The following is a 21142-nucleotide window of genomic DNA, read 5'->3' as shown; positions in this document are numbered from 1 at the left end:
TTCCTGAAATTGCGGATGCAAATGTAACTTTTCATATTAAAGAACGCAACAATTTTTATTAGTTTTTTGTGTTAATAATCTACTGTATTAAGAGTAAGCTAATTAATTTAAGCTTTTAAGTTTTTATTATAAAAGAAAATATATTTTCTATTTATTTAAAGCTTTGAACATTTTAAAATCACTCTTTTATTCTCATTATTTGTAGTAAAGAATAGATAGATGTCACCTCCATCTTTAATTTTAAGTTTTTTGCGAATATCATTCACAGAAAGTGGAAAGTTACGTATTGTAATATTTGCTTTAGTTACTTTTAATTTTAAGAATTCTTTTTTGTTATATGGTATAATAGTGTCAATACTAAAGCGTCTTCCAGGGAATTCAATTAATGCATCAGAAGTGTATAAGTGTGAGTGTTTATGAAGTTTATATATATTTAATTTGTTAGATAAGATATTAAACGCACCAGATTTTAATATGGCTGAATTGGGCTCATAAATATAATTAGAAGCTTTACTGTGAAAAGCTTCTTTCAATCCTTCTTCTTTACATAGAAAGTTGAAAGTTTGCGAGCTGTTTTTTTGAATATTTATGGTTTTAACCTCTATAGCTTCATTATAATCTTTTTGTAAAACCCATAACAATTCTTTCATTTCATTATTTACCGCGATACAATGAATCTCTTTAACGTATTTTAAATCTTTTAATGTTGCAGAAATATCTAATAAAGGAGATGTTTTAAGCATTACATTTTTAGAATATATAAAAAGTAATCCTAAAATGTTCTTAATGTTAGGTTGGCAATCAGTTAATAAAAAAACTTTGTTTTTTATATCATCTCGACGAGATGGGTCTATATAAATCCAATCAAAAGATTGATTTAAAGCTTCTAAAGTTTCAAGACCATCATTGGCTATAGACTTTATATTATTAGCATTTAATGTTTTATAGTTATGCTTAACAATTTTAGAAAGTTTGGTATTGATTTCACAATGCGTTACGGTATCTATCTGTTTCGAAAAGTAATAGCAGTCTACACCAAACCCGCCAGTAATATCTATTAAGGTTTTGCCACTAACCAAATTAGCTTTATAACTAGCTGTAAGTTCTGAAGAGGTTTGTTCAATATTTAGTTTATTAGGATAATAAATATTTTTGTTAGAAAACCAAGTGGGTAATTTTTTTTTGCAACGTTTTTTTGCTTCAATTTGTTCTATAATTAGCTTATGATCTACACCTTCAAAATCACTACCTTTTAAAATCAATTTTGAAACATCTACATTTAGATTTTCAGTAATATAAGTTTGGATATCGGTATTTAGAAGTTTTAAATTCAAACTAAAACTACAGGCCTTTAGTAAGTTTTTTTACCACTTTGTATTCAGATAAAAATTCTTTTAATATTACTTTGAGTGCAGTGTAAGTAGGAATAGCTATAACCATACCTATAACTCCAAATAAAATACCTGCAATAATTATAATTAAAAAAATCTCTAACGGATGCGATTTAACGCTCTTTGAAAAAATATACGGCTGACTAAAAAAGTTGTCTACCAATTGTGCAAAAACAAAACCAATCATTACATACGTGGTTTTGGGTAGAATAACGTCACTAAAACTCTGACCTAAGTTACTAGACATACTTAACATTAACATTAAAAATGCACTGACTAAAGGACCGACATATGGCACTAGATTTAATAAAGCACAGAGAAAAGCGATAACAATGGCATTTTTTATTCCGAATATTAACAGAATAATAGTATAGATTATAAACAGAATTAATATCTGAAAAATAAGACCTACAAAATACCTAGAGAGTAAATCTTTTATTTTATTAAAAGAACTTTTAGAGCGTGTTTCATTTCCTTTTGGCACAAATATCATTATACCATCTTCAAATAATTTACTGTCTTTTAAAAAGAAAAAAGAAATAAAAAACACAGAAAATAATCCAATGCTAAAACTGCCTAAACCACTAATAATGTTGTTTAAAAACTCAGGAATTAAAGCAAAATCTAGCTTTGATAATAGGTTAGAATCTTTTATAGACTGCTCTACATCAATATTATTAAATTCAAAATAAGTGAGAATTTCATTATAGAGACGTTCTATATTACCTTGGAGTTGTTCTATATTAAGTAAAGATAGATTTTGACCTTGCTCTACAATTAAAGGAATAAACATAACGACTAAACCTATTAATATACCTACAAGAAATAGCATAGTAACAACAACAGCAACAATATTATTGAATTTTAGCTTACGTCTTAAAAACAGAACAATAGGTCTACCAATTAATGATATAACAGCAGCTAAAGCAATATAAACTATTACAGATTGTATTTTATATAGAAAAAAGAGTAGGAGTGTAATGGATAGAAGAATTCCTAAAGCTCTTAAAATACCGTTAGCTATAATCTTTGAGTTCATAGGTTAAATATAACTATAGATTTATAAGTACAACAAAAAATTATAATTTTTGTAATTGTTTAGTGATTTCATAAAGTACAATACTAGCAGCTTGAGTTACATTCATACTACTATTATTACCATACATATTTATATGTAAAATAGAATCTGCTAGTTTTAAAACGTCATCTGTAACCCCATAATTTTCATCGCCCATAACTAAAACTATGGGTTCTTGGTTATTAAATATATGCATATTAAGTGCATTACTGTTTTCTGTTATTTCAATAGCTATAATTTTATGATTTGCTTTTTTTAGAGTAGTAATGGTATCTAATATGTTAGATTTAATACTATAATTAATATATTTTTCAGTCGCTCTAGAGGTTTTTGCCATTTTACGACCTATAGTAATATGCTCGCCACACAGTATTAACTTTTCTATTCCAAAAGCATCAGCGATACGAAATAAACTTCCAATATTAGGCGCATTTGTAACATTATCACAAACTAAAGTAATAGGAAATTTCTGTTTTTTAAAAGGAGAAGTATAATGGTTGAGTTGCATTTTTTAGTAGTTAGTAGTTAGTAGTCAGTAGTCAGTGATTCTGTAATCACTTTACTAAAGACTGATTGAAAGTACTAGATTTCTTTTTCATTTCCGTCCAAAACCAAATAGGAATAGTTCCTGTTAATGTAGAAATATAACCTAAATCCCATAAAAAGCATGTCCCAATTATAGCAATAGCTATACCAATTAAAACTAGTGTGTAATCATCATCTGCATATAATCTATTTATATGCTTTTTTGTAAAATTACCGCAATATTTACATCGTTCATTAAATTCATTATTGCCTCTTTCCATTAATAGACCATGCCTATCAGTTGCTCTGGTTTTAATAGTATTATCTCTTTTACAAGAATTACAGCGATAACTTAATTTCATAACTATTAATTTTCAAACGCATATTTAATAATATTTGCTCCCATTTTAAGTGCACGTTCTCTAACCTCTTGCGGATCATTGTGCACTTCAGTATCTTCCCAGCCATCACCTAAGTCACTCTCAAAAGTAAATAAAAGTACTAAACGCGATTCGTGAAAAATTCCGAAAGCTTGTGGAGCTTTACCATCATGCTCATGGATTTTTGGTAAACCATTAGGAAAATCGTAAACCGAATTAAAAATAGGATGATCTTTAGAAATCTCTATAAGCTCATTATTAGGAAAAACTTTCTTTAATTCTTTTCGAACATAAGGCTCCATGCCATAATTGTCATCAATATGAATGAATCCACCAGAAACGAGATAATTTTTTAAATTTTCGGCATCTTCTTCATTAAAAAATACATTGCCGTGACCAGTCATGTGTAATAACGGAAATTGAAAAATATCAATACTATTAGTTTCTACGGTTTGTATGTTTTCGTTGATATTAGTATTAATATTATCATTACAAAATTTCACCAAATTAGGTAATGCTGTTGGGTTAGAATACCAATCTCCACCACCTTTATATTTTAAAATAGCAACATCTTGGGCAAATGAAAATGTTGATGTTAAACATATCATAATCAGTGTAACGACTGTAAGTATTCGGTTTTGAGACGTACTAAATATCATATTTATACTAAAAATTAGAGGTATTCTCAAAAGTAAAAATTATAATCTATGAAATCACTATTCTTAACATTATTTATAATTCCTTTTTTATTAGGAACAGTTTCTTATACTGAAACAGAGGATATAGAAAACACTAATCCGGTTGTATTAGAATTATTTACATCTCAAGGATGCTCTAGTTGTCCTCCTGCAGATCGATTGTTAAAGAAGGTTAAATCAGATAATGTTATTACATTATCGTACCATGTTGATTATTGGAATTATATAGGTTGGAAAGACCCATTTAGTAAAGCTGATTTTACAGCTAAACAAGAACGTTATGCACAAAAATTTTATAGCAGCTCAATATATACACCACAAGTAGTTGTAAATGGAAGAGAGCATTTTGTAGGTTCTAACAGTTCAAAATTAAATAATAAAATTGCATTTTATTCTAAAAATCCTTCAAGTCAGAATATAGTTGTTTCTAATGTAAAGAAAACCGATGAAGATTATGTAAATTTTAACTATGGTATTGAAGGTAATCTTACCGATAGAAATTTGCGTGTTGTTTTAGTAATTGATGAGCGTACAACAGATATAAAGCGTGGTGAAAATAGAAATTTAGTATTAACTAATAGTAATATTGTTGTAGCAGAACAAGAATTCTCGGTAAATAAAACAGAAGGAAAAGGTTCTATACGTATCCCAGAAATTGTAACTGAAAAAGATAAACTTTCATTAGTTTTAATTGTAGAAACAGATGAGTTAGATATTACAGCAGCTACTCAAACAGCTTTATAATTCATTTGTAAAAACATAAGAATGACAAGCAGTTACTGCTGCAGTTTCAGTACGTAAACGTGTATCTCCAAGTGTAACAGGAGTAAAATGATGCTGTAATGCTAGTTCAATTTCTTTAGTACTAAAATCTCCTTCAGGTCCAATAAGGATTGTACAATCTGTATTTGCCTTCAGTTCCGATTTTAGAGATTTACGATTTGTATCTTCACAATGCGCAATGAATTGTTGTCCAGAAAATTCTTGATTTAAGTATTCTTTAAAGGTAGTACTAGGCTTTAATTCGGGTAAATAAAATTGTAAAGATTGTTTCATTGCAGACTGAATAATTTTTTCAAAGCGTTCAGTCTTTATAATTTTACGCTCACTATTATCACATATTATTGGCGTGATAGAACTTACTCCAATCTCAGTGGCTTTTTCTAAAAACCATTCATAACGATCATTCATTTTAGTGGGCGCCACAGCTAAATGTAATTGATGTGTTTTAGGCGCTTGAAATGTTTTAGAAACTATAGAAGCTGTGCATTTTTTTTGATCAACATTAATTAACTCAGCAGTAAATAGCCATCCTTTTCCGTTAGTTATATTAAGTTGGTTACCAGTTTTTTTACGGAGTACTTTAGATATATGGCGGCTTTCTTCTTTATTAAAATGAAAAACTGAATCTTCTTTAGTAATATGTGCGTTGTAAAAAAGCTGCATTATTTAATAGGTTCAGTGACTTTAAGAAGCGTTATTTCATCAATTAATAGTTCTGCCTTAGTTTTTAAAACGACGTAGTGTATATTCTTATCATCTAGTATAAAAATATCACCAACGTTATGACGGTCAATTACGGTTTCAAAATTATCAGAACGTTCACCTTTTTTTATCCAACCTAAATCTCCACCAGTTTTTCCACTTCTATCAATAGAATATGTTTTTGCTAATGTTTCAAATTGATGTTCGCCAGTTTTGTATGCTTTTATAATTAGATTGCGTTGCGCATTAATTTGTGAAAGTTCTTTTTTACTGTCAAAACGAATAATGCTAACGCGGTAATGTGGGCTTTGCGATTTGTCAAGTACTTTGTAATGTGTTTTATTACGTTCTGTTTTATAAGTTTTCTTGCCTCCAATAGCTAACCCGAATAATTCGTTAGCTAATTTTGTTTTATGTTTTTCTTTATTAAACGTAACCAGCTTGCCTTTTACACTTTTGTTAACCTTAATAAAAGCCTTTGCGTCATTATAATCTGAAATAGAATCTAACTCTTGTTCAATAGACATTTGGGCACTTAATAGAGTAGGGAAAGCAATTAAGAAAAGAAATAATAAACGCATTTTTATATAGATTTGGTACTTTATTGTGTTACAAATTTAGACAATGAAATTAAAGCTGGCAAGATTAACTATGTTCTTGTTTTGATATCTGCCAGACAGTAAATGATTTATAAAATATTTATTATATTTAAAACAAATAATTTAAAACAATATAAACATGGGAAAGTTTGAAATTAAAACGGACAAATCTGGTCAATTTAGATTTAACCTTAAAGCAGGTAATGGTCAAGTTATTTTAAGTAGCGAAGCTTATAGGACTAAAGCTTCTTGTAATAACGGAATAGCTTCTGTGAGTAAAAATTGTATGGATGACAAATGTTTTGAGCGTAAAACAGCAAAAAACGGAAGTCCTTACTTTAATCTTAAATCAACAAATGGTCAGGTTATAGGAAAAAGCGAGATGTATTCAAGTACTTCTGCTATGGAAAATGGTATAGCATCTGTAAAGAAAAATGCACCAAATGCATCTATAAATGATATAAGTTAATTGCTTACTTAAATCTATATTTTTAATCTAGCGGTTGCCATAACATCAAAATCCGAAAAATCGTTATTACGGTATTTTAAATAGCCAACTATAGCAATCATAGCAGCATTATCTGTAGTATATTCAAATTTAGGAATATAGGTCGTCCATCCAAATTTAGACTCGGCATCTTTTAATGCTTTTCTAATACCGGAGTTAGCGGAAACACCACCGCCAATGGCTATATGGGTAATGCCTGTTTCTTTAGTGGCGCGTTTAAGTTTATCCATTAAAATACCAATGATAGTATATTGAATAGAGGCACAAATATCATTAAGGTGTTCTTTAATAAAATTAGGATTTGCTTTAGTTTCTCTTTGTATAAAGTACAAGATTGCTGTTTTTAACCCTGAAAAGCTAAAATTTAAGCCTTCAACTTTTGGTTTTGTAAATTGAAAAGCTTTAGGGTTTCCTAGCTGTGCTAGTTTATCTATTTGCGGACCTGCAGGATAACCTAAGCCTAGTAGCTTGCCACTTTTATCGTAAGCTTCGCCAACGGCATCATCAATAGTTTCGCCAATTACCTCCATATCAAAGTAATTATTTACTTTAACGATTTGCGTATGCCCACCAGAAATGGTCATAGCTAAAAATGGAAAAGGAGGTTTGTTATGGCCTTCTTCATCTATGTAATGTGCTAAAATATGCCCTTGCATATGATTTACATCAATGAGAGGAATATTTAAACCAAGTGCTAATGATTTTGCAAATGAAGTTCCAACAAGTAATGATCCCATTAAACCAGGACCTCTTGTAAAGGCAATACCATTGAGTTGTTCTTTAGTTATGCCTGCTTTTTTAATAGCTTGGTCTACAACAGGTACTATATTAGATTGATGTGCTCTAGAAGCTAGTTCAGGAACCACACCACCATACTCAGCATGTATTGTTTGGTTGGCGACAACATTACTTAAAATTCTATCGTTATGTAGTACAGCGGCAGATGTGTCATCACAAGAAGATTCAATACCTAGAATATATATATTTTCTTTACCCATAGTTATGATTAGGCATAATAATTGTTAATTTTGAAAACAATAGTCTAAAACCACTATCTTAATCGTATTATATACGCAAAGATAAGCGAAATACGAATAATTATAAGTCATCAGTACTATCAAAAAACGTCTCAAAATATTAGGTAAAATTTTAGGAGTAGTCTTACTTCTGTTTATTATTCTAGTATTGATACTTTCTATTCCTTCAGTACAAACAAGACTTGGTAAATATGCTACAGAACGCTTAAATAAAGATTACAAAACAAATATTGCAATAGGAAAAGTAGGCCTTCAATTTAATGGTGACGTTGAGCTAAAAGAAATTTTAATCAAGGACTATAAATTAGATACACTCATTAGTATTAAAGAACTTAATACATCGATTATAAGCATCAACAATCTTTACAATGGAAAATTAAATTTTGGTGATGTAGATATTGAAGACTTAGTATTTAATTTAAAAACATATAAAGGAGAAAAAAACACAAACCTAGATGTCTTTGTAGCAAAGTTTGAAGATGATAACCCAAGGCAAGGCCCAAGTAGTTTTTTATTATCATCTAGTGATATAACTATAGAAAACGGTATTTTTAGATTAACAGATCAGAATATTGAAAATCAAAATATTTTAGAGTTTACTGAACTTTTTGCAAATACAACAGACTTTGTAATTAGCGGACCAGAAGTTCGTACACGGATTAATAAACTTAGATTTATAGATAGTAGAGCTATTAGAGTAAAAAATCTAATGTCTAATTTTGATTATACTCTAGATCATATGAGTTTTAATCAATTACAGATTGAAACGGAAGCTTCTGTTTTAAAAGGAGATTTACAATTTAAATACGATAGAAAAGATCTTGCAAAATTTACGGATAAGGTGCAGATAGTAGCTAGCTTTAAAGATTCTGAAGTAGAAATGAGTGAGCTTAATCTTTTTTATAATGAATTTGGTAGAAATCAACGTGCTAAATTTAATGCCGATTTTTCAGGAACTTTAAATGATTTAACCGCAAATAATTTAAATATTAGTACAAGTAGAAATACACGTATTAGAGGTAATATTAACTTTAAAAATATATTTAACGGAAAAGATAAAGCATTTGTTTTAGATGGTCGCTATAGTAATTTATCTTCTAATTATAATGATCTAGTTACATTAATGCCTAATGTGCTTGGCCGTTCTATTCCTTCAATTTTTTCAAAAGTTGGTAATTTTAAAATTACAGGAAATTCAACAATTACTACCACTGACATTAATACGGATTTAGATATTACGACAGACATTGGTTTTGCCAAATCAAGATTAACTATTACAGATATTGATGATATTGATAAAGCCGATTATATAGGAAATTTAATTCTCGAAGATTTTAATATAGGCGAATTACTTAACGATCCTTTGGTTAAAAACACATCACTTAATCTCGATGTCGATGGAAAAAGTTTTGATTTAGAGAATATTGAAACAAATGTAAAAGGAGATATCACCTATTTAGAATACAACAATTATAAGTACACTAAGATTAATGTGTCTGGAGATATTGGAAAAAATATATTTAATGGATTATTACAATCTAATGACCCTAATTTAATATTAGATTTTAATGGTTTAGCGGATATGTCTAGTGCAATTCGAAAATTCGATTTTAAAGCAGATGTTGATTATGTTAATTTAAGAGCATTAAACTTTGTAACTAGAGATACAATTTCTGAGTTTAGTGGATTGGTAGAAATGACAGTTAATGGTTCTACATTAGATAATACTTATGGTAAAATTAATGTAAAGAAGACAACCTATAAGAATCAAGATAATAGTTATGGTTTCGATGATTTTTCAATAGTATCTAGTTTTAAAAATAATGAGCGCACCATAACTATTGATTCTCCAGATATTATTGAAGGAGAAGTTGTAGGTCAATTTAAGATTAGAGATGTTTTTAAATTGGTAGAAAACTCTATTGGTAGTATTTATGCAAATTATAGTCCTTATAAGTTAGATGCTGGTCAATACTTAGATTTTAAATTTAATATTTATAATCAAATAGCTACGATCTTTTATAAAGATTTACAGCTTGGCCCTAATACAGTAGTGGATGGCAGAATTGAAAGTGATGCTAATCGCTTCGATTTAAAATTTAATTCCCCTAAAATTTCATTCAAAGATTATTATGCCGATAATATTAAAATTGAAGTAGATAACAGTAATCCTGTATATAATACTTATATGGAATTAGATAAGATTGATGCTGGCTTTTACAAGGTTTCAGATTTCTCCCTTATTAACGTTACTAAGCGTGATACTTTACTTGTTAAAACCGATTTTAAAGGAGGAGTAGATAATACCGATGATTTTAAATTAAACTTATTTTATACTATTGATGATGATAATAATTCGGTAGCAGGTTTTAATAAATCGGATATACATTTTAAAGGATTTGATTGGTTGGTTAACTCTGATAAAGACAATCAAAACAAGATGGTTTTTAATAAAGATCTTAGTAAGGTTAAGATTAATGACATACGCATTAATCAAAATAATGAAGAAATGCTTTTATCTGGTGAGTTAAGAGATTCTACATATAAAGATTTAAGGCTAAACTTTACTAATGTGCAACTAGAGAAGATTACTCCACGTATAGATAGTTTGGCTCTTGACGGACGTGTTAATGGAAAGTTGGCTTTGCTTCAAAATGAAGGTGTGTATTTACCTAAGTCAGATATAGAAATAGAAGATTTTACGCTTAATAAATTTGACCTTGGAGATTTAAAGGCTATTGTTCAGGGAGATAATTCATTAACCAAATATAATGTAGATATTAAATTACAAAACGATGATATAAAGTCTTTAGATGTTAATGGTTATGTCGATGTTAAAAAGCAAAATCCCAATATTAATATAGATGTAGCTTTTAGAGATTTTTTACTAGATCCTTTAAATCCTTTAGGCGAAGGAGTCATTAGCAATATTAGAGGTTTAGTATCGGGTGATGCTGTTGTTTCTGGTAGCTTAAATAAACCTAGTATAGATGGTGAATTGTTTTTAGATAAAGCAGGATTATCCATACCATATTTAAATGTTGATTATAGTTTTGATTTTGATTCTCAAGTAATTTTAAAAGAGCAGCAATTTGTGTTTAACAATGTCGCTATGACGGATTCAAAATACTTTTCTAGAGGTTTTCTTAATGGATTTATTGAACATAATAATTTTAGTGATTGGGAGCTTGGCCTAAAGCTTAATACAGATCGACTGTTAGTATTAAACACAGAAGAAACAGAAGAATCCTTGTATTATGGAACAGGTTTCATTTCAGGTAGAGCAGAAATATCTGGACCTACAGATCAATTATTTATAGAAGTTATCGAAGGAAAGACCGAAGAAGGAACAGTTTTTAATATTCCTTTAAATGATTTAGAAAGTTTTGGTGATAATTCTTATATAAAGTTTTTAAGCCCAGAAGACAGATTGGCAAAGGCTAATGGAGAAGTCTTGACTCAAACAACAATTTCAGGATTACAATTAAAGTTTGAATTGTTTGTAGATCAGAATGCAGAAATAGAAATTGTTATCGATAAAGAATCTGGGAGTACTATTAAAGGAAAGGGAGAAGGTAATTTAGAGTTTTTGATAGATACTAATGGAAAGTTTGATATGTGGGGAGATTTCTCTGTATTTGAAGGAGAATATAATTTTAGATATAGAGGTTTAGCAGAAAAAAAGTTTACAGTAGAGCCAGGCGGAAGTATAGTTTGGGAAGGAGACCCGCTTAATGCAGAGCTTAATATAAAGGCATTGTATAATATTTCAACAAATCCTTCAGTATTACTAGATACGCCTACAAACCGTAATATAGATGTAAACCTTGGTATTGATTTAACAGGAACATTAGATAACCTTACACCAGATTTTACTTTTGATTTTCCTAATGTAGATTCAACAATAAAATCTGAGTTAGAATACAGATTGTCTTCTAAGGAAGAACGTAACAACCAAGCATTACTCTTACTCGTAGGTGGTAGTTTTGTCAATGGAGTTTCAGATTTAAATCTTAATGGTACTATTTCTGAGCGATTAAGTGGAATTATAGGTGGTTTATTTGGGACTCAGAATGACAATTTTCAAGTTGGTGTAGATTTAGATTTAGCGACAAACAACCCTGAATTTCAAACAGACAATAGATTTGGGCTAACACTACAAACAAAACTATCTGAGAAAATACTAATTAACGGTAAAGTTGGTGTGCCATTTGGTAGTGCAACACAAACTGTTGTAGCTGGCGATTTGCAAATAGAATTGTTGTTAAATGATGAAGGTACGTTGAGAGCTACAGTGTTTAATAGAGAAAATAGTATTCGTAATTTTGGGGAAGAAATTGGTTATACTCAAGGTATTGGTCTTTCTTATAATGTAGAGTTTGATACGTTTAAAGAATTGCTTCAAATTATTTTCTCAGGAAAAAACAGAAAGGATAAGAAAAAGGAAGAAGCAAAAGACGATGAATTTACCGAAGCCGATAAAGAACTTCCTGATTTTATTACCATTAAGAAAAAAGATACAAAAAAGAAGAACTAAACTTCTTATAAACTTAATCTATTAAAATACTTATTAACGAAAACGTTTGAATTTACTTACCGGTAATTATTTTATGCCATTCATCGCTTTTTCTTTATTTACTTTAGTAAATTTACTTTTAAATAAGTGTTCCTTTTTTCATTTATAGATTTATATAAAATGATAATTCTCAAAAACGCAAGAATTTAAACCGATAAAAAATGCAACAAAAAATTAAGAAAATAGGGGTAATGACTTCTGGAGGCGATGCACCAGGAATGAATGCAGCTATAAGATCTGTTGTAAGAACATGTGCTTTTCATAATATAGAATGCTACGGTATTTATAGAGGTTATGAAGGAATGATAGAAGGCGATTTTGTAAAAATGAATGCACGTAGTGTAAAAGGAATTATCAATAAAGGAGGTACAGTTTTAAAGACAGCAAGATCTAAAGCATTTAGAACCAAAGCAGGTAGAGCCAAAGCGTTTGAAAAACTTAAATCTGAAGGCATTGATGCTTATGTAGTTATAGGTGGTGATGGTAGTTTTACAGGTGCAATGGTTTTTAATGAAGAATATAATTTTCCAGTAATAGGTATTCCTGGTACTATAGATAATGACATTTATGGAACTACACATACTTTAGGTTATGATACAACATTAAACACGGTTGTTGATGCTATAGATAAAATTAGAGATACAGCCAGTTCTCATAACCGATTGTTCTTTATAGAAGTTATGGGAAGAGATGTTGGTCATATAGCTTTAAATACAGGTGTTGGAGCTGGCGCCGAAGAAATTTTAATCCCTGAAGAAGATTTAGGATTAGATCGTCTTTTAGAGTCATTAAGGCGTAGTAAACAATCCGGCAAGTCATCAAGTATTGTTGTTGTCGCTGAAGGAGATAAAATAGGAAAGAATGTATTTGAATTGGCGGATTATGTAGAAGAAAATATGACAGAATATGAAGTAAGAGTCTCTGTTTTAGGACATATGCAACGTGGTGGATCACCATCGTGTTTCGATCGTGTTTTAGCAAGTAGAATGGGAGTCAAAGCTGTAGAAAGCTTACTTGAAGGAAAAAGTAATTATATGGTTGGTCTTAAAAATGATGTTATGGATTTAACTCCATTAAATAAAGCCATAAAAGGGCGCTCTAAAATTAACATGGAACTCATTAGAGTTTCAGATATAATGACAGTATAATAATAAACGGATAAAGAATTAATAAAAAGAATATGTCAAATTTAAAATTAGGAATCAACGGATTCGGTAGAATAGGAAGAATAGTATTTAGAGCAACAGCTAAACGCTCTGATGTAGATGTCGTTGCTATAAATGATTTGTTAGATGTAGACCATTTAGCATATTTATTAAAATACGATTCAGTACATGGAAGATTTGATGGCACTGTTGAGGTAAAAGATGGAAATCTAGTAGTTGATGGAAAAACGATTAGAGTAACTGCAAAACGCGATCCAAAAACATTAAAATGGGATGAGGCAGGCGCAGATATAGTAGCTGAGTGTACAGGTATTTTTACAACTTTAGAAACCGCACAATATCATATAGATGGAGGCGCTAAAAAAGTAGTGATTTCTGCACCAAGTAAAGATGCTCCAATGTTTGTTATGGGAGTGAATGATAATAAATTAACAGCTAATGATACTATTGTATCTAATGCCTCATGTACTACAAATTGTTTAGCACCGCTAGCTAAAGTCATCGAAGATAATTTTGGTATTGAAGAAGCTTTAATGACAACGATTCATGCTGCTACATCAACGCAATACACTGTAGATTCACCTTCACGTAAAAATTATCGTTTGGGACGTAGTGCTATAAACAATATCATTCCAACGTCAACAGGTGCAGCAAAAGCTGTTGGTAAAGTTATCCCTGAGTTAGACGGAAAACTTACAGGTATGGCATTTAGAGTGCCAACTGTAGATGTTTCGGTAGTAGATTTAACTGTAAAAACTAAAAAAAGTACATCTTTAGAAGCTATTAAATCGGCTATTAAGGAAGTTTCAAATGGTGCTATGAATGGTGTTATGGGGTATACGGAAGATGCTGTTGTTTCTCAAGATTTTGTTAGTGAAACAAGAACAAGTGTTTTTGATGCAGATGCTTCAATTGAATTAAATCCTAAATTTTTCAAATTAATATCTTGGTACGATAATGAATTTGGATATTCAAATAAGTTGGTAGATTTGGCTCAAAAAATCAACAACATCTAGTAAAAAATAACTTTATAAAATTCCTTAGCATCATCAAAGTTTTTTTGCTTATCGAATTTTAATGTGTACAGTTTATGATTCTAATTACAGACGGAGGTTCTACTAAATGCGATTGGATTGCTATTAATTCTGAAGGAGAACAAGCTCTAGATAAAATAAGAACTAAAGGTTTAAACCCTGCAATTCTCTCAGAAAAGAAGCTTAGAAAAATCATTGGGAAAAACAAAGATTTAAAAAAAGTTAAAGAAGAGATTACGCATATCTTTTTCTATGGCGCAGGTTGTGGCACAGAGAAGCCAAGATTAATCTTAACTAATGTGTTACAATCTATTTTTGTTAATGCACAAGTAGAAGTTAGAGAAGACACCTATGCAGCTGTAAGAGCTTCTATAAACACTAAAGACGAGGCTGCAGTAGTCTGTATTTTAGGTACAGGATCTAACTGTAGTTATTTCGATGGGCAAAACCTTCATCAACGTGTAGATAGTTTAGGTTATTCTATTATGGATGATGCTAGTGGTAATTATTTTGGCAGACAATTATTACGAGATTATTATTTTAATAAAATGCCAGAAACTATCCGTTTAGCATTTTCACATAAATACAATGTAGAGGCTGATTTTATTAAGTACAACTTATATAAACAGTCTAATCCAAACGCGTATTTGGCAAATTTTGCTGAATTTATGTTTTTAAATAAAGACTCAGAATACATTGTCAATGTTATAAAACAAGGGATTAGAATATTTAGTGAAAGTATGATTCTTCAATTTAAAGAAGAATTAAAGACTTGCCCTGTACATTTTGCAGGTTCTATAGCATATTTTTCTAAAGATGAAATTTTGGAAGTCGCAAATGAGTATAATTATACAGTAGGAAATTTTATAAGAAGACCAATAGAAGGTTTAGTAAAATATCACACTAATAATCTATAAAAAGACTTTTAATATCCTGTTAATAAATCTCAGCAAAGCTATTGTAAAACTTATATTTTGGTTATATCTTTGCCATATCAAAATAAAATTAAAACGTATTCATGTTCGACTTTGATCAATATCTAGGATTTTTAGCATTTTTAACCATATTAACAATTGGTTTTTGGTTAATGATTTTCTTATTAACTTTTGTTATCCCTTACTGGGTATTTGGTTCAGCAATTGAGCGTTTTAAAGAAATTATGGCAGAACGTAAAGCAAAGCGTGAAGCTACAGCACATTAAAATTACGATTATATAATATAGATATCTAAGAGCATCATTGGTGCTCTTTTTTTATGGCCAAGAATTATATTATTTTAGTGCAATTAAATACTAACAATAACCTTATGATTCGTTTTTTTATCCTTTTTCTCTTAATTACCCTTCAAATTAACGCACAACAAATACTGCCAGAACGCCAACGTGCTGAGGTTGTAGATGAAATTCTTGCAGATCGTTTTAATAATTTGTTACCACAATTAATGGACAACTCTGGCATAGATATGTGGGTTTTAATATCTAGAGAATATAACGAAGACCCTGTGCTTAAAACCATGTTACCAGCGACTTGGCTAAATGCAAGGAGAAGAACTATACTTGTGTTCTACAGAAATAAAGAAGAAAATAAAATTGAAAAACTAGCAGTAGCACGTTATAATTTTGGGGATAATATTATTTCTGCTTGGGATAAAGAAAAAGAACCTGATCAATGGAAACGTTTGATTCAAATTATTGAAGAGCGAAACCCTAAAACAATAGGATTAAATTATTCTGATGCGTTTAATATCTGTGATGGTATTGTAAAAACAGATTATGAAGCTTTTATGAAAAATCTTCCAGACAGTTTTAAACCTAAAGTTAAATCTGCTGAGAAATTAGCTATTAATTGGATAGAAACGCGTACAGAACGTGAAATGATAATCTATAATCAATTAGTAGATATCACACACAATATCATTGAAGAAGCGTTTTCAGAAAAAGTAATTACTCCAGGTGTAACAACAACAACTGATGTAGAGTGGTGGTTAAGAGATAAAGTAAAAGCATTAGGTTTAAAAACATGGTTTCATCCATCGGTAGATGTACAACGTAGTAATGATGGATTGGGTAATCACTTATATGCGTTTTCTAACAGACCGGAGAATATGGTCATTATGCCAGGAGATTTATTACATTGTGATTTTGGAATTACGTACTTACGTTTAAATACAGACTGTCAAGAACATGCTTATGTTTTAAAACCAGGTGAAACATCGCCTCCTAAATTTTTAGTAGATGCTTTAAAAGATGGTAATCGTGTACAGGATATTTTTACATCTAATTTTAAAACAGGAAAAACAGGTAACGATGTTTTAAAAGCGTCTTTAGGTCAAGGAAAATCTGAAGGTTTAAATCCCGCAATTTACACACATCCTTTAGGGCTTTACGGACATTCATCTGGGACTACTTTAGGAATGTGGGATTCTCAAGGTGGTGTACCGATTACAGGAGATTATCCATTACATGAAAACACAGTTTATGCCATAGAATTAAATACTACGGTAAATATACCCGAATGGAAACGCGATATTCGTATTATGCTAGAAGAAGCTGGTTTTTGGGGTAAAGATGGGTTTAGATATGTTAATGGTAGGCAAACAAAACTAATGACAATCCCTAGAGTTATGAAGCATCAAGGGAATTAATCTGTTTGGTGTTTGATTTGGAATGCTGATACAGTTTATATGAAGCAATACAACCAACAATAGCGAATAAAAACATAATTCCAAAAACAATTTGATGCCCAACAACTTCATTGAAAGCATCTAAAAAATAACCATTAATTAAACCCGTAAAGATATCTGGCGTATAGCCAACTACCGAAATAAAACCTACAGCTGTACCAGTTACCGCTAATGGAATCTTTGCTTCTTCAAGTGTTGCAAAATATAAAACCCTAGCGGAGTAAACACCGATTGCCATTAAGCCTATAGATAATATAAAGAGTAAGTTTATAGAATCATCCACAATACCTGTAGCAAACACTAAACTTGTTATTGCCATTAAAATAAAGCCAATAATAATCCAAAGGCTGGCTTTTGTTCTGTCTGCAAGAAAACCTATAAAGGTTCCTATTACTGGTCGCATGTATAATAAGTACGTACCAACTTTAGCTGCTTCAATTTTGTTATAATGAACAACCTGCTCAGCATATTGAGTAAACAGGTTTGTCATTTTATAACCGTAATATGCGCATAAAATAATAATCATAAGCAACCAAACTGCTTTGTATTGCATCACTAGTTTAAAATTATTAATCGTAATAAGTTTTGCGTTTTTTTCTGACTTTTCAGAATCTTCAAAATTTAATTTTAATAAAAAAAACACAATAAGACCTACTATAATTACAGCATAGGAAGTATAAGTAATTACTTCTTTAAAAGCGATTCGTCGTTCTTCAATAGAAGTCAATTCAATATCTTTTGTTATAAATAAAGAAAATATAAGTACGCCTACTGAGCCAAAAAGTGCAGCAACTAAACCACGACCTCCATCTAAAAATCCAAAAGCAAGACCTTGTTTATTTTTTCCTCCCCAAATTCTTGTGGCTTTAATCATCGGTGCCCAGAATAAAAATATAGTTGTAAACCCCCAAAAGCCATATAGTATATGTAGATAATATACATTTGGATAGCTAGATAAGTATAAACCGCCTAAACCTGTTAATATTAAGGCTATAGACATTAATACATTTGGTTTAAATCTATCGGCTAATGGTCCACCAAATAAATACGAAAATAATGCAACAATACCATAGATAGAAAAACAACTTCCTAATTCTAACTGACTAATATTAAAGGATTCTAAAAAAGTCGTTCTAAAAATACGCTGTAAAACAAACGGCAATATAAAAACAGCTTCTGCCGCTAGAATAAGTAATACTATAATGTAAGTCGGTTGTTTAGTGGTCGTTGGAGTTTTGGTCATACTTGTAATACTCCCAAATTAAATGGTTTTTCAATAGGAGCGTGGTTAGCGGCTTCTATTCCCATACTTATCCATGTCCTGGTATCTAATGGATCTATAACACCATCTGTCCAAATACGAGATGCCGCATAATATGGTGATACTTGATTATCGTATCTCGATTTAATTTTATTGAATAACTCTTCCTCTTTCTCTTTAGTAATGGTTTCGCCTTTTTTCTTTAAAGAGGCTGTTTCTATTTGCAATAATACTTTTGCTGCTGAGTTACCACTCATAACAGCCAACTCAGCACTAGGCCAAGCAGCAATAAGTCTCGGGTCGTATGCTTTACCACACATGGCATAATTACCAGCGCCATAACTATTACCTATGACAATAGTAAATTTAGGAACTACAGAATTACTAACAGCATTTACCATTTTTGCACCATCTTTTATGATGCCACCGTGTTCTGATTTGCTGCCTACCATAAAGCCAGTAACATCTTGTAGAAATACTAAAGGAATTTTCTTCTGATTGCAATTGGCAATAAAACGTGTAGCCTTATCTGCAGAATCGTTATAGATAACACCACCAAATTGCATTTCGCCTTTTTTAGTTTTTACAAGTTGACGTTGATTTGCTACAATACCAACAGCCCAACCATCAATACGTGCATATGCAGTAATAATGGTTTGTCCATAACCTTCTTTATATTCGTCAAATTCAGAGTTATCCACTAATCGTTTAATGATTTCTTTCATATCATATTGGTCAGCACGGCTTTTTGGTAGAATACCGTATATATCTTCTGGGTTGTTTTTAGGTTTTATAGCTTTAGTTCGGTTATAACCTGCCTTATCAAAATCACCAATTTTATCAATGATATTTTTAATAGTGTTTAAAGCATCTTTATCGTCTTTAGCTTTATAATCTGTAACACCAGAGATTTCACAGTGTGTAGTTGCTCCACCTAAAGTTTCGTTATCTATAGTTTCTCCAATAGCAGCTTTTACTAAATAACTTCCTGCTAAGAAAATACTTCCTGTTTTATCTACAATAAGAGCTTCATCACTCATAATAGGTAAATAAGCTCCACCAGCAACACAACTTCCCATAACTGCAGCAATTTGGGTAATGCCCATACTACTCATTACAGCATTATTTCTAAAGATGCGCCCAAAATGTTCTTTGTCAGGAAAAATTTCGTCTTGCATTGGTAAAAACACACCAGCACTATCAACAAGGTAGATAATAGGTAGCTTATTTTCTATTGCAATCTCTTGAGCTCTTAAGTTCTTTTTTCCAGTAATAGGAAACCAAGCACCAGCTTTTACAGTTGCGTCATTAGCAACAACAATACATTGCTTGCCTTTAACATAACCGATTTTAATAACAACACCACCAGAAGGGCAACCTCCATACTCTGCATACATATCTTCACCAGCAAAAGCTCCAATTTCAATAGATTTTGATTTAGAATCTAATAAATAATCAATGCGCTCTCTAGCAGTCATTTTTCCTTTAGAATGATGCTTATCAATACTTTTTTGTCCGCCTCCAAGTTTTACTTTGGCTAGGCGTTTTTTTAAATCTGACAGTAAGAGTTTATTATGATCTTCGTTTTTATTGAATTTTAAATCCATGTAGTGTGTTAATTTGATTACAAATTTACAAAATAGTCCGCTTTTAATAGATATTAACACTCTAAATGAATTGTTAAAAGCATATATCGTGGAAATATATACCTAGGAATATAATAGGTTTATGGTTACATTTATACTCTAATTTTAATAAGTATAATGAAATCAATTATAGCATTTGCAGGAAGCAATAGTAAAACATCAATAAACAAACAATTGGCAACATATACGGCTTCATTTTTAAATGATGTAGAAGTGGAAGTTTTAGATTTAAATGATTTTAATTTACCAATGTATGGTATTGATTATGAAAACGATCAAGGTATACCAGACAATGCGAATACTTTTTTAAATCATATAAAGTCTTCAGATGGCATTGTTTTATCATTAGCAGAGCATAATGGTGCATATACTGTTGCTTTTAAAAACATATTTGATTGGATGTCTCGTATAGATAAAGAAGTATTTCAAAAAAAGCCGATGTTATTAATGGCAACTTCGCCAGGTGGCAGAGGAGGAAAAACAGTTTTAGAGTTAGCAAAAAATACATTTCCTCATTTGGGCGGACATATTGTAAGCACATATAGTTTGCCATCATTTTACTCTAATTTTTTAGATAATAAAATTATTGATAAAGATTTAGCTGCTGAATTAGAAAAAGCAGTTAATAAGCTTCAAGTTGAATTATAATTAAAATTCTTATTAGATAAAATAAAAAAAGTAGAATATTAAATAATAGTTTAAAGGAATATAGACTATTGCATTTTTTACCTTTGAGTTAGTTAACGAAATATAAATTTATAAGTAAAGCATTCTATTAAGAATGCTTTTTTCCTTAAAATAACGATATTTGCGTTTACACTAACTAACAAAATACAAGATAACGATTATGGCAATGAATAAAAATACGGTTTTAGCATGGGCAACGACCATTATGATTATTGTAGGACTAGGGTTAATAGCATTGGGCGCATTTAGATATTACGAAGTAGCAGGTTACGGTTTTGCAGCTGTAGGTATTGGTTTTTTGGCAGTAGCATGGGTATTTAATGCTTTAAAAGGACGCGTTTAAAAAAGCTTTCAGTATTCAGTATCAGTTTACAGCGTAACGGAGTAAA

The 21142-nt window shown here is 30.5% G+C and carries 20 protein-coding genes; 10 read left to right on the top strand and 10 right to left on the bottom strand.

The window, feature by feature from the left end:
* Positions 1-155 precede the first annotated feature (155 nt).
* Genes K8Z87_RS06325 through K8Z87_RS06305 form a run of 5 tightly spaced genes read right to left on the bottom strand, consistent with a single transcriptional unit; the run spans position 156 to position 3982 of the window.
* On the bottom strand, positions 156-1334 hold the full coding sequence (locus K8Z87_RS06325) for a class I SAM-dependent methyltransferase (RefSeq protein ID WP_227476644.1): 1179 nt from the start codon (positions 1332-1334) through the stop codon (positions 156-158).
* A gap of 7 nt (positions 1335-1341) precedes the next feature.
* Complete coding sequence (locus K8Z87_RS06320) at positions 1342-2430, bottom strand: AI-2E family transporter (protein WP_227476643.1); 1089 nt, start codon at positions 2428-2430, stop codon at positions 1342-1344.
* A 40-nt stretch (positions 2431-2470) separates the two neighbouring features.
* Entirely contained in the window at positions 2471-2977 is a 507-nt protein-coding gene (locus K8Z87_RS06315; RefSeq protein WP_227476642.1) for a TrmH family RNA methyltransferase, read from the bottom strand.
* Positions 2978-3023: 46 nt separating this feature from the next.
* A complete protein-coding gene (locus tag K8Z87_RS06310) occupies positions 3024-3356 on the bottom strand; it encodes a hypothetical protein (RefSeq protein ID WP_227476641.1) in 333 nt (110 codons plus the stop codon).
* A 5-nt stretch (positions 3357-3361) separates the two neighbouring features.
* A complete protein-coding gene (locus tag K8Z87_RS06305) occupies positions 3362-3982 on the bottom strand; it encodes a DUF4159 domain-containing protein (RefSeq protein WP_227476733.1) in 621 nt (206 codons plus the stop codon).
* Between the two features lie 99 nt (positions 3983-4081).
* Between K8Z87_RS06305 and K8Z87_RS06300 the strand changes: the two genes are divergently transcribed.
* On the top strand, positions 4082-4816 hold the full coding sequence (locus K8Z87_RS06300; protein WP_227476640.1) for a DUF1223 domain-containing protein: 735 nt from the start codon (positions 4082-4084) through the stop codon (positions 4814-4816).
* Here the strand turns inward: K8Z87_RS06300 and K8Z87_RS06295 are convergent.
* Both K8Z87_RS06295 and K8Z87_RS06290 read right to left on the bottom strand, forming a co-directional pair.
* Entirely contained in the window at positions 4811-5518 is a 708-nt protein-coding gene (locus K8Z87_RS06295; protein WP_227476639.1) for a 16S rRNA (uracil(1498)-N(3))-methyltransferase, read from the bottom strand. The two genes, K8Z87_RS06300 and K8Z87_RS06295, sit on opposite strands and share 6 nt — an antisense overlap.
* The gene (locus K8Z87_RS06290; RefSeq protein WP_227476638.1) at positions 5518-6138 is read right to left on the bottom strand and encodes a peptidyl-prolyl cis-trans isomerase; all 621 of its coding nucleotides are present in this window, start codon (positions 6136-6138) and stop codon (positions 5518-5520) included. Before K8Z87_RS06290 ends, K8Z87_RS06295 begins: the two co-directional genes overlap by 1 nt.
* 157 nt (positions 6139-6295) lie before the next feature.
* On the opposite strand from K8Z87_RS06290, the gene K8Z87_RS06285 reads away from it, so the two are divergent.
* The gene (locus K8Z87_RS06285) at positions 6296-6625 is read left to right on the top strand and encodes a YegP family protein (protein ID WP_227476637.1); all 330 of its coding nucleotides are present in this window, start codon (positions 6296-6298) and stop codon (positions 6623-6625) included.
* 14 nt (positions 6626-6639) lie between these two features.
* Here K8Z87_RS06285 and tsaD read toward each other — a convergent pair whose 3' ends face one another.
* Entirely contained in the window at positions 6640-7662 is a 1023-nt protein-coding gene (tsaD, locus tag K8Z87_RS06280) for a tRNA (adenosine(37)-N6)-threonylcarbamoyltransferase complex transferase subunit TsaD (protein WP_227476636.1), read from the bottom strand.
* Positions 7663-7849: 187 nt separating this feature from the next.
* Between tsaD and K8Z87_RS06275 the strand changes: the two genes are divergently transcribed.
* The 6 genes from K8Z87_RS06275 (at position 7850) to K8Z87_RS06250 (ending at position 17120) form a co-directional block, all read left to right on the top strand.
* Positions 7850-12238 carry a translocation/assembly module TamB domain-containing protein gene (locus K8Z87_RS06275; protein WP_227476635.1) on the top strand — a complete coding sequence of 1463 codons (4389 nt, stop codon included), beginning with the start codon at positions 7850-7852 and terminating at the stop codon, positions 12236-12238.
* A 200-nt stretch (positions 12239-12438) separates the two neighbouring features.
* Positions 12439-13425, top strand: a complete 987-nt coding sequence (gene pfkA / locus K8Z87_RS06270; RefSeq protein WP_227476634.1) for a 6-phosphofructokinase — start codon at positions 12439-12441, stop codon at positions 13423-13425.
* A 32-nt stretch (positions 13426-13457) separates the two neighbouring features.
* Complete coding sequence (gene gap / locus K8Z87_RS06265) at positions 13458-14459, top strand: type I glyceraldehyde-3-phosphate dehydrogenase (protein ID WP_227476633.1); 1002 nt, start codon at positions 13458-13460, stop codon at positions 14457-14459.
* A gap of 74 nt (positions 14460-14533) precedes the next feature.
* The gene (locus tag K8Z87_RS06260) at positions 14534-15394 is read left to right on the top strand and encodes an N-acetylglucosamine kinase (protein ID WP_227476632.1); all 861 of its coding nucleotides are present in this window, start codon (positions 14534-14536) and stop codon (positions 15392-15394) included.
* 101 nt (positions 15395-15495) lie between these two features.
* The gene (locus tag K8Z87_RS06255; protein ID WP_227476631.1) at positions 15496-15678 is read left to right on the top strand and encodes a hypothetical protein; all 183 of its coding nucleotides are present in this window, start codon (positions 15496-15498) and stop codon (positions 15676-15678) included.
* A 104-nt stretch (positions 15679-15782) separates the two neighbouring features.
* Entirely contained in the window at positions 15783-17120 is a 1338-nt protein-coding gene (locus K8Z87_RS06250) for a M24 family metallopeptidase (protein WP_227476630.1), read from the top strand.
* Here the strand turns inward: K8Z87_RS06250 and K8Z87_RS06245 are convergent.
* On the bottom strand, positions 17098-18402 hold the full coding sequence (locus tag K8Z87_RS06245; RefSeq protein ID WP_227476629.1) for an MFS transporter: 1305 nt from the start codon (positions 18400-18402) through the stop codon (positions 17098-17100). The two genes, K8Z87_RS06250 and K8Z87_RS06245, sit on opposite strands and share 23 nt — an antisense overlap.
* Positions 18399-20027: an acyl-CoA carboxylase subunit beta gene (locus K8Z87_RS06240; RefSeq protein WP_227476628.1), complete on the bottom strand. Its 1629-nt coding sequence runs from the start codon at positions 20025-20027 to the stop codon at positions 18399-18401. The genes K8Z87_RS06245 and K8Z87_RS06240 overlap by 4 nt, the downstream gene beginning before the upstream one ends.
* 156 nt (positions 20028-20183) lie before the next feature.
* On the opposite strand from K8Z87_RS06240, the gene K8Z87_RS06235 reads away from it, so the two are divergent.
* Entirely contained in the window at positions 20184-20714 is a 531-nt protein-coding gene (locus tag K8Z87_RS06235; RefSeq protein ID WP_227476627.1) for an NADPH-dependent FMN reductase, read from the top strand.
* Positions 20715-20919: 205 nt separating this feature from the next.
* The gene (locus K8Z87_RS06230) at positions 20920-21096 is read left to right on the top strand and encodes a CAL67264 family membrane protein (protein ID WP_227476732.1); all 177 of its coding nucleotides are present in this window, start codon (positions 20920-20922) and stop codon (positions 21094-21096) included.
* The last annotated feature ends 46 nt before the right edge of the window (positions 21097-21142 follow it).

The sequence above is a fragment of the Winogradskyella immobilis genome, from assembly GCF_021887715.1.
GTDB lineage: Bacteria > Bacteroidota > Bacteroidia > Flavobacteriales > Flavobacteriaceae > Winogradskyella > Winogradskyella immobilis.
Note: the sequence above shows the minus strand (reverse complement) of the source record. Positions and strands in the feature narration are given on the sequence as shown.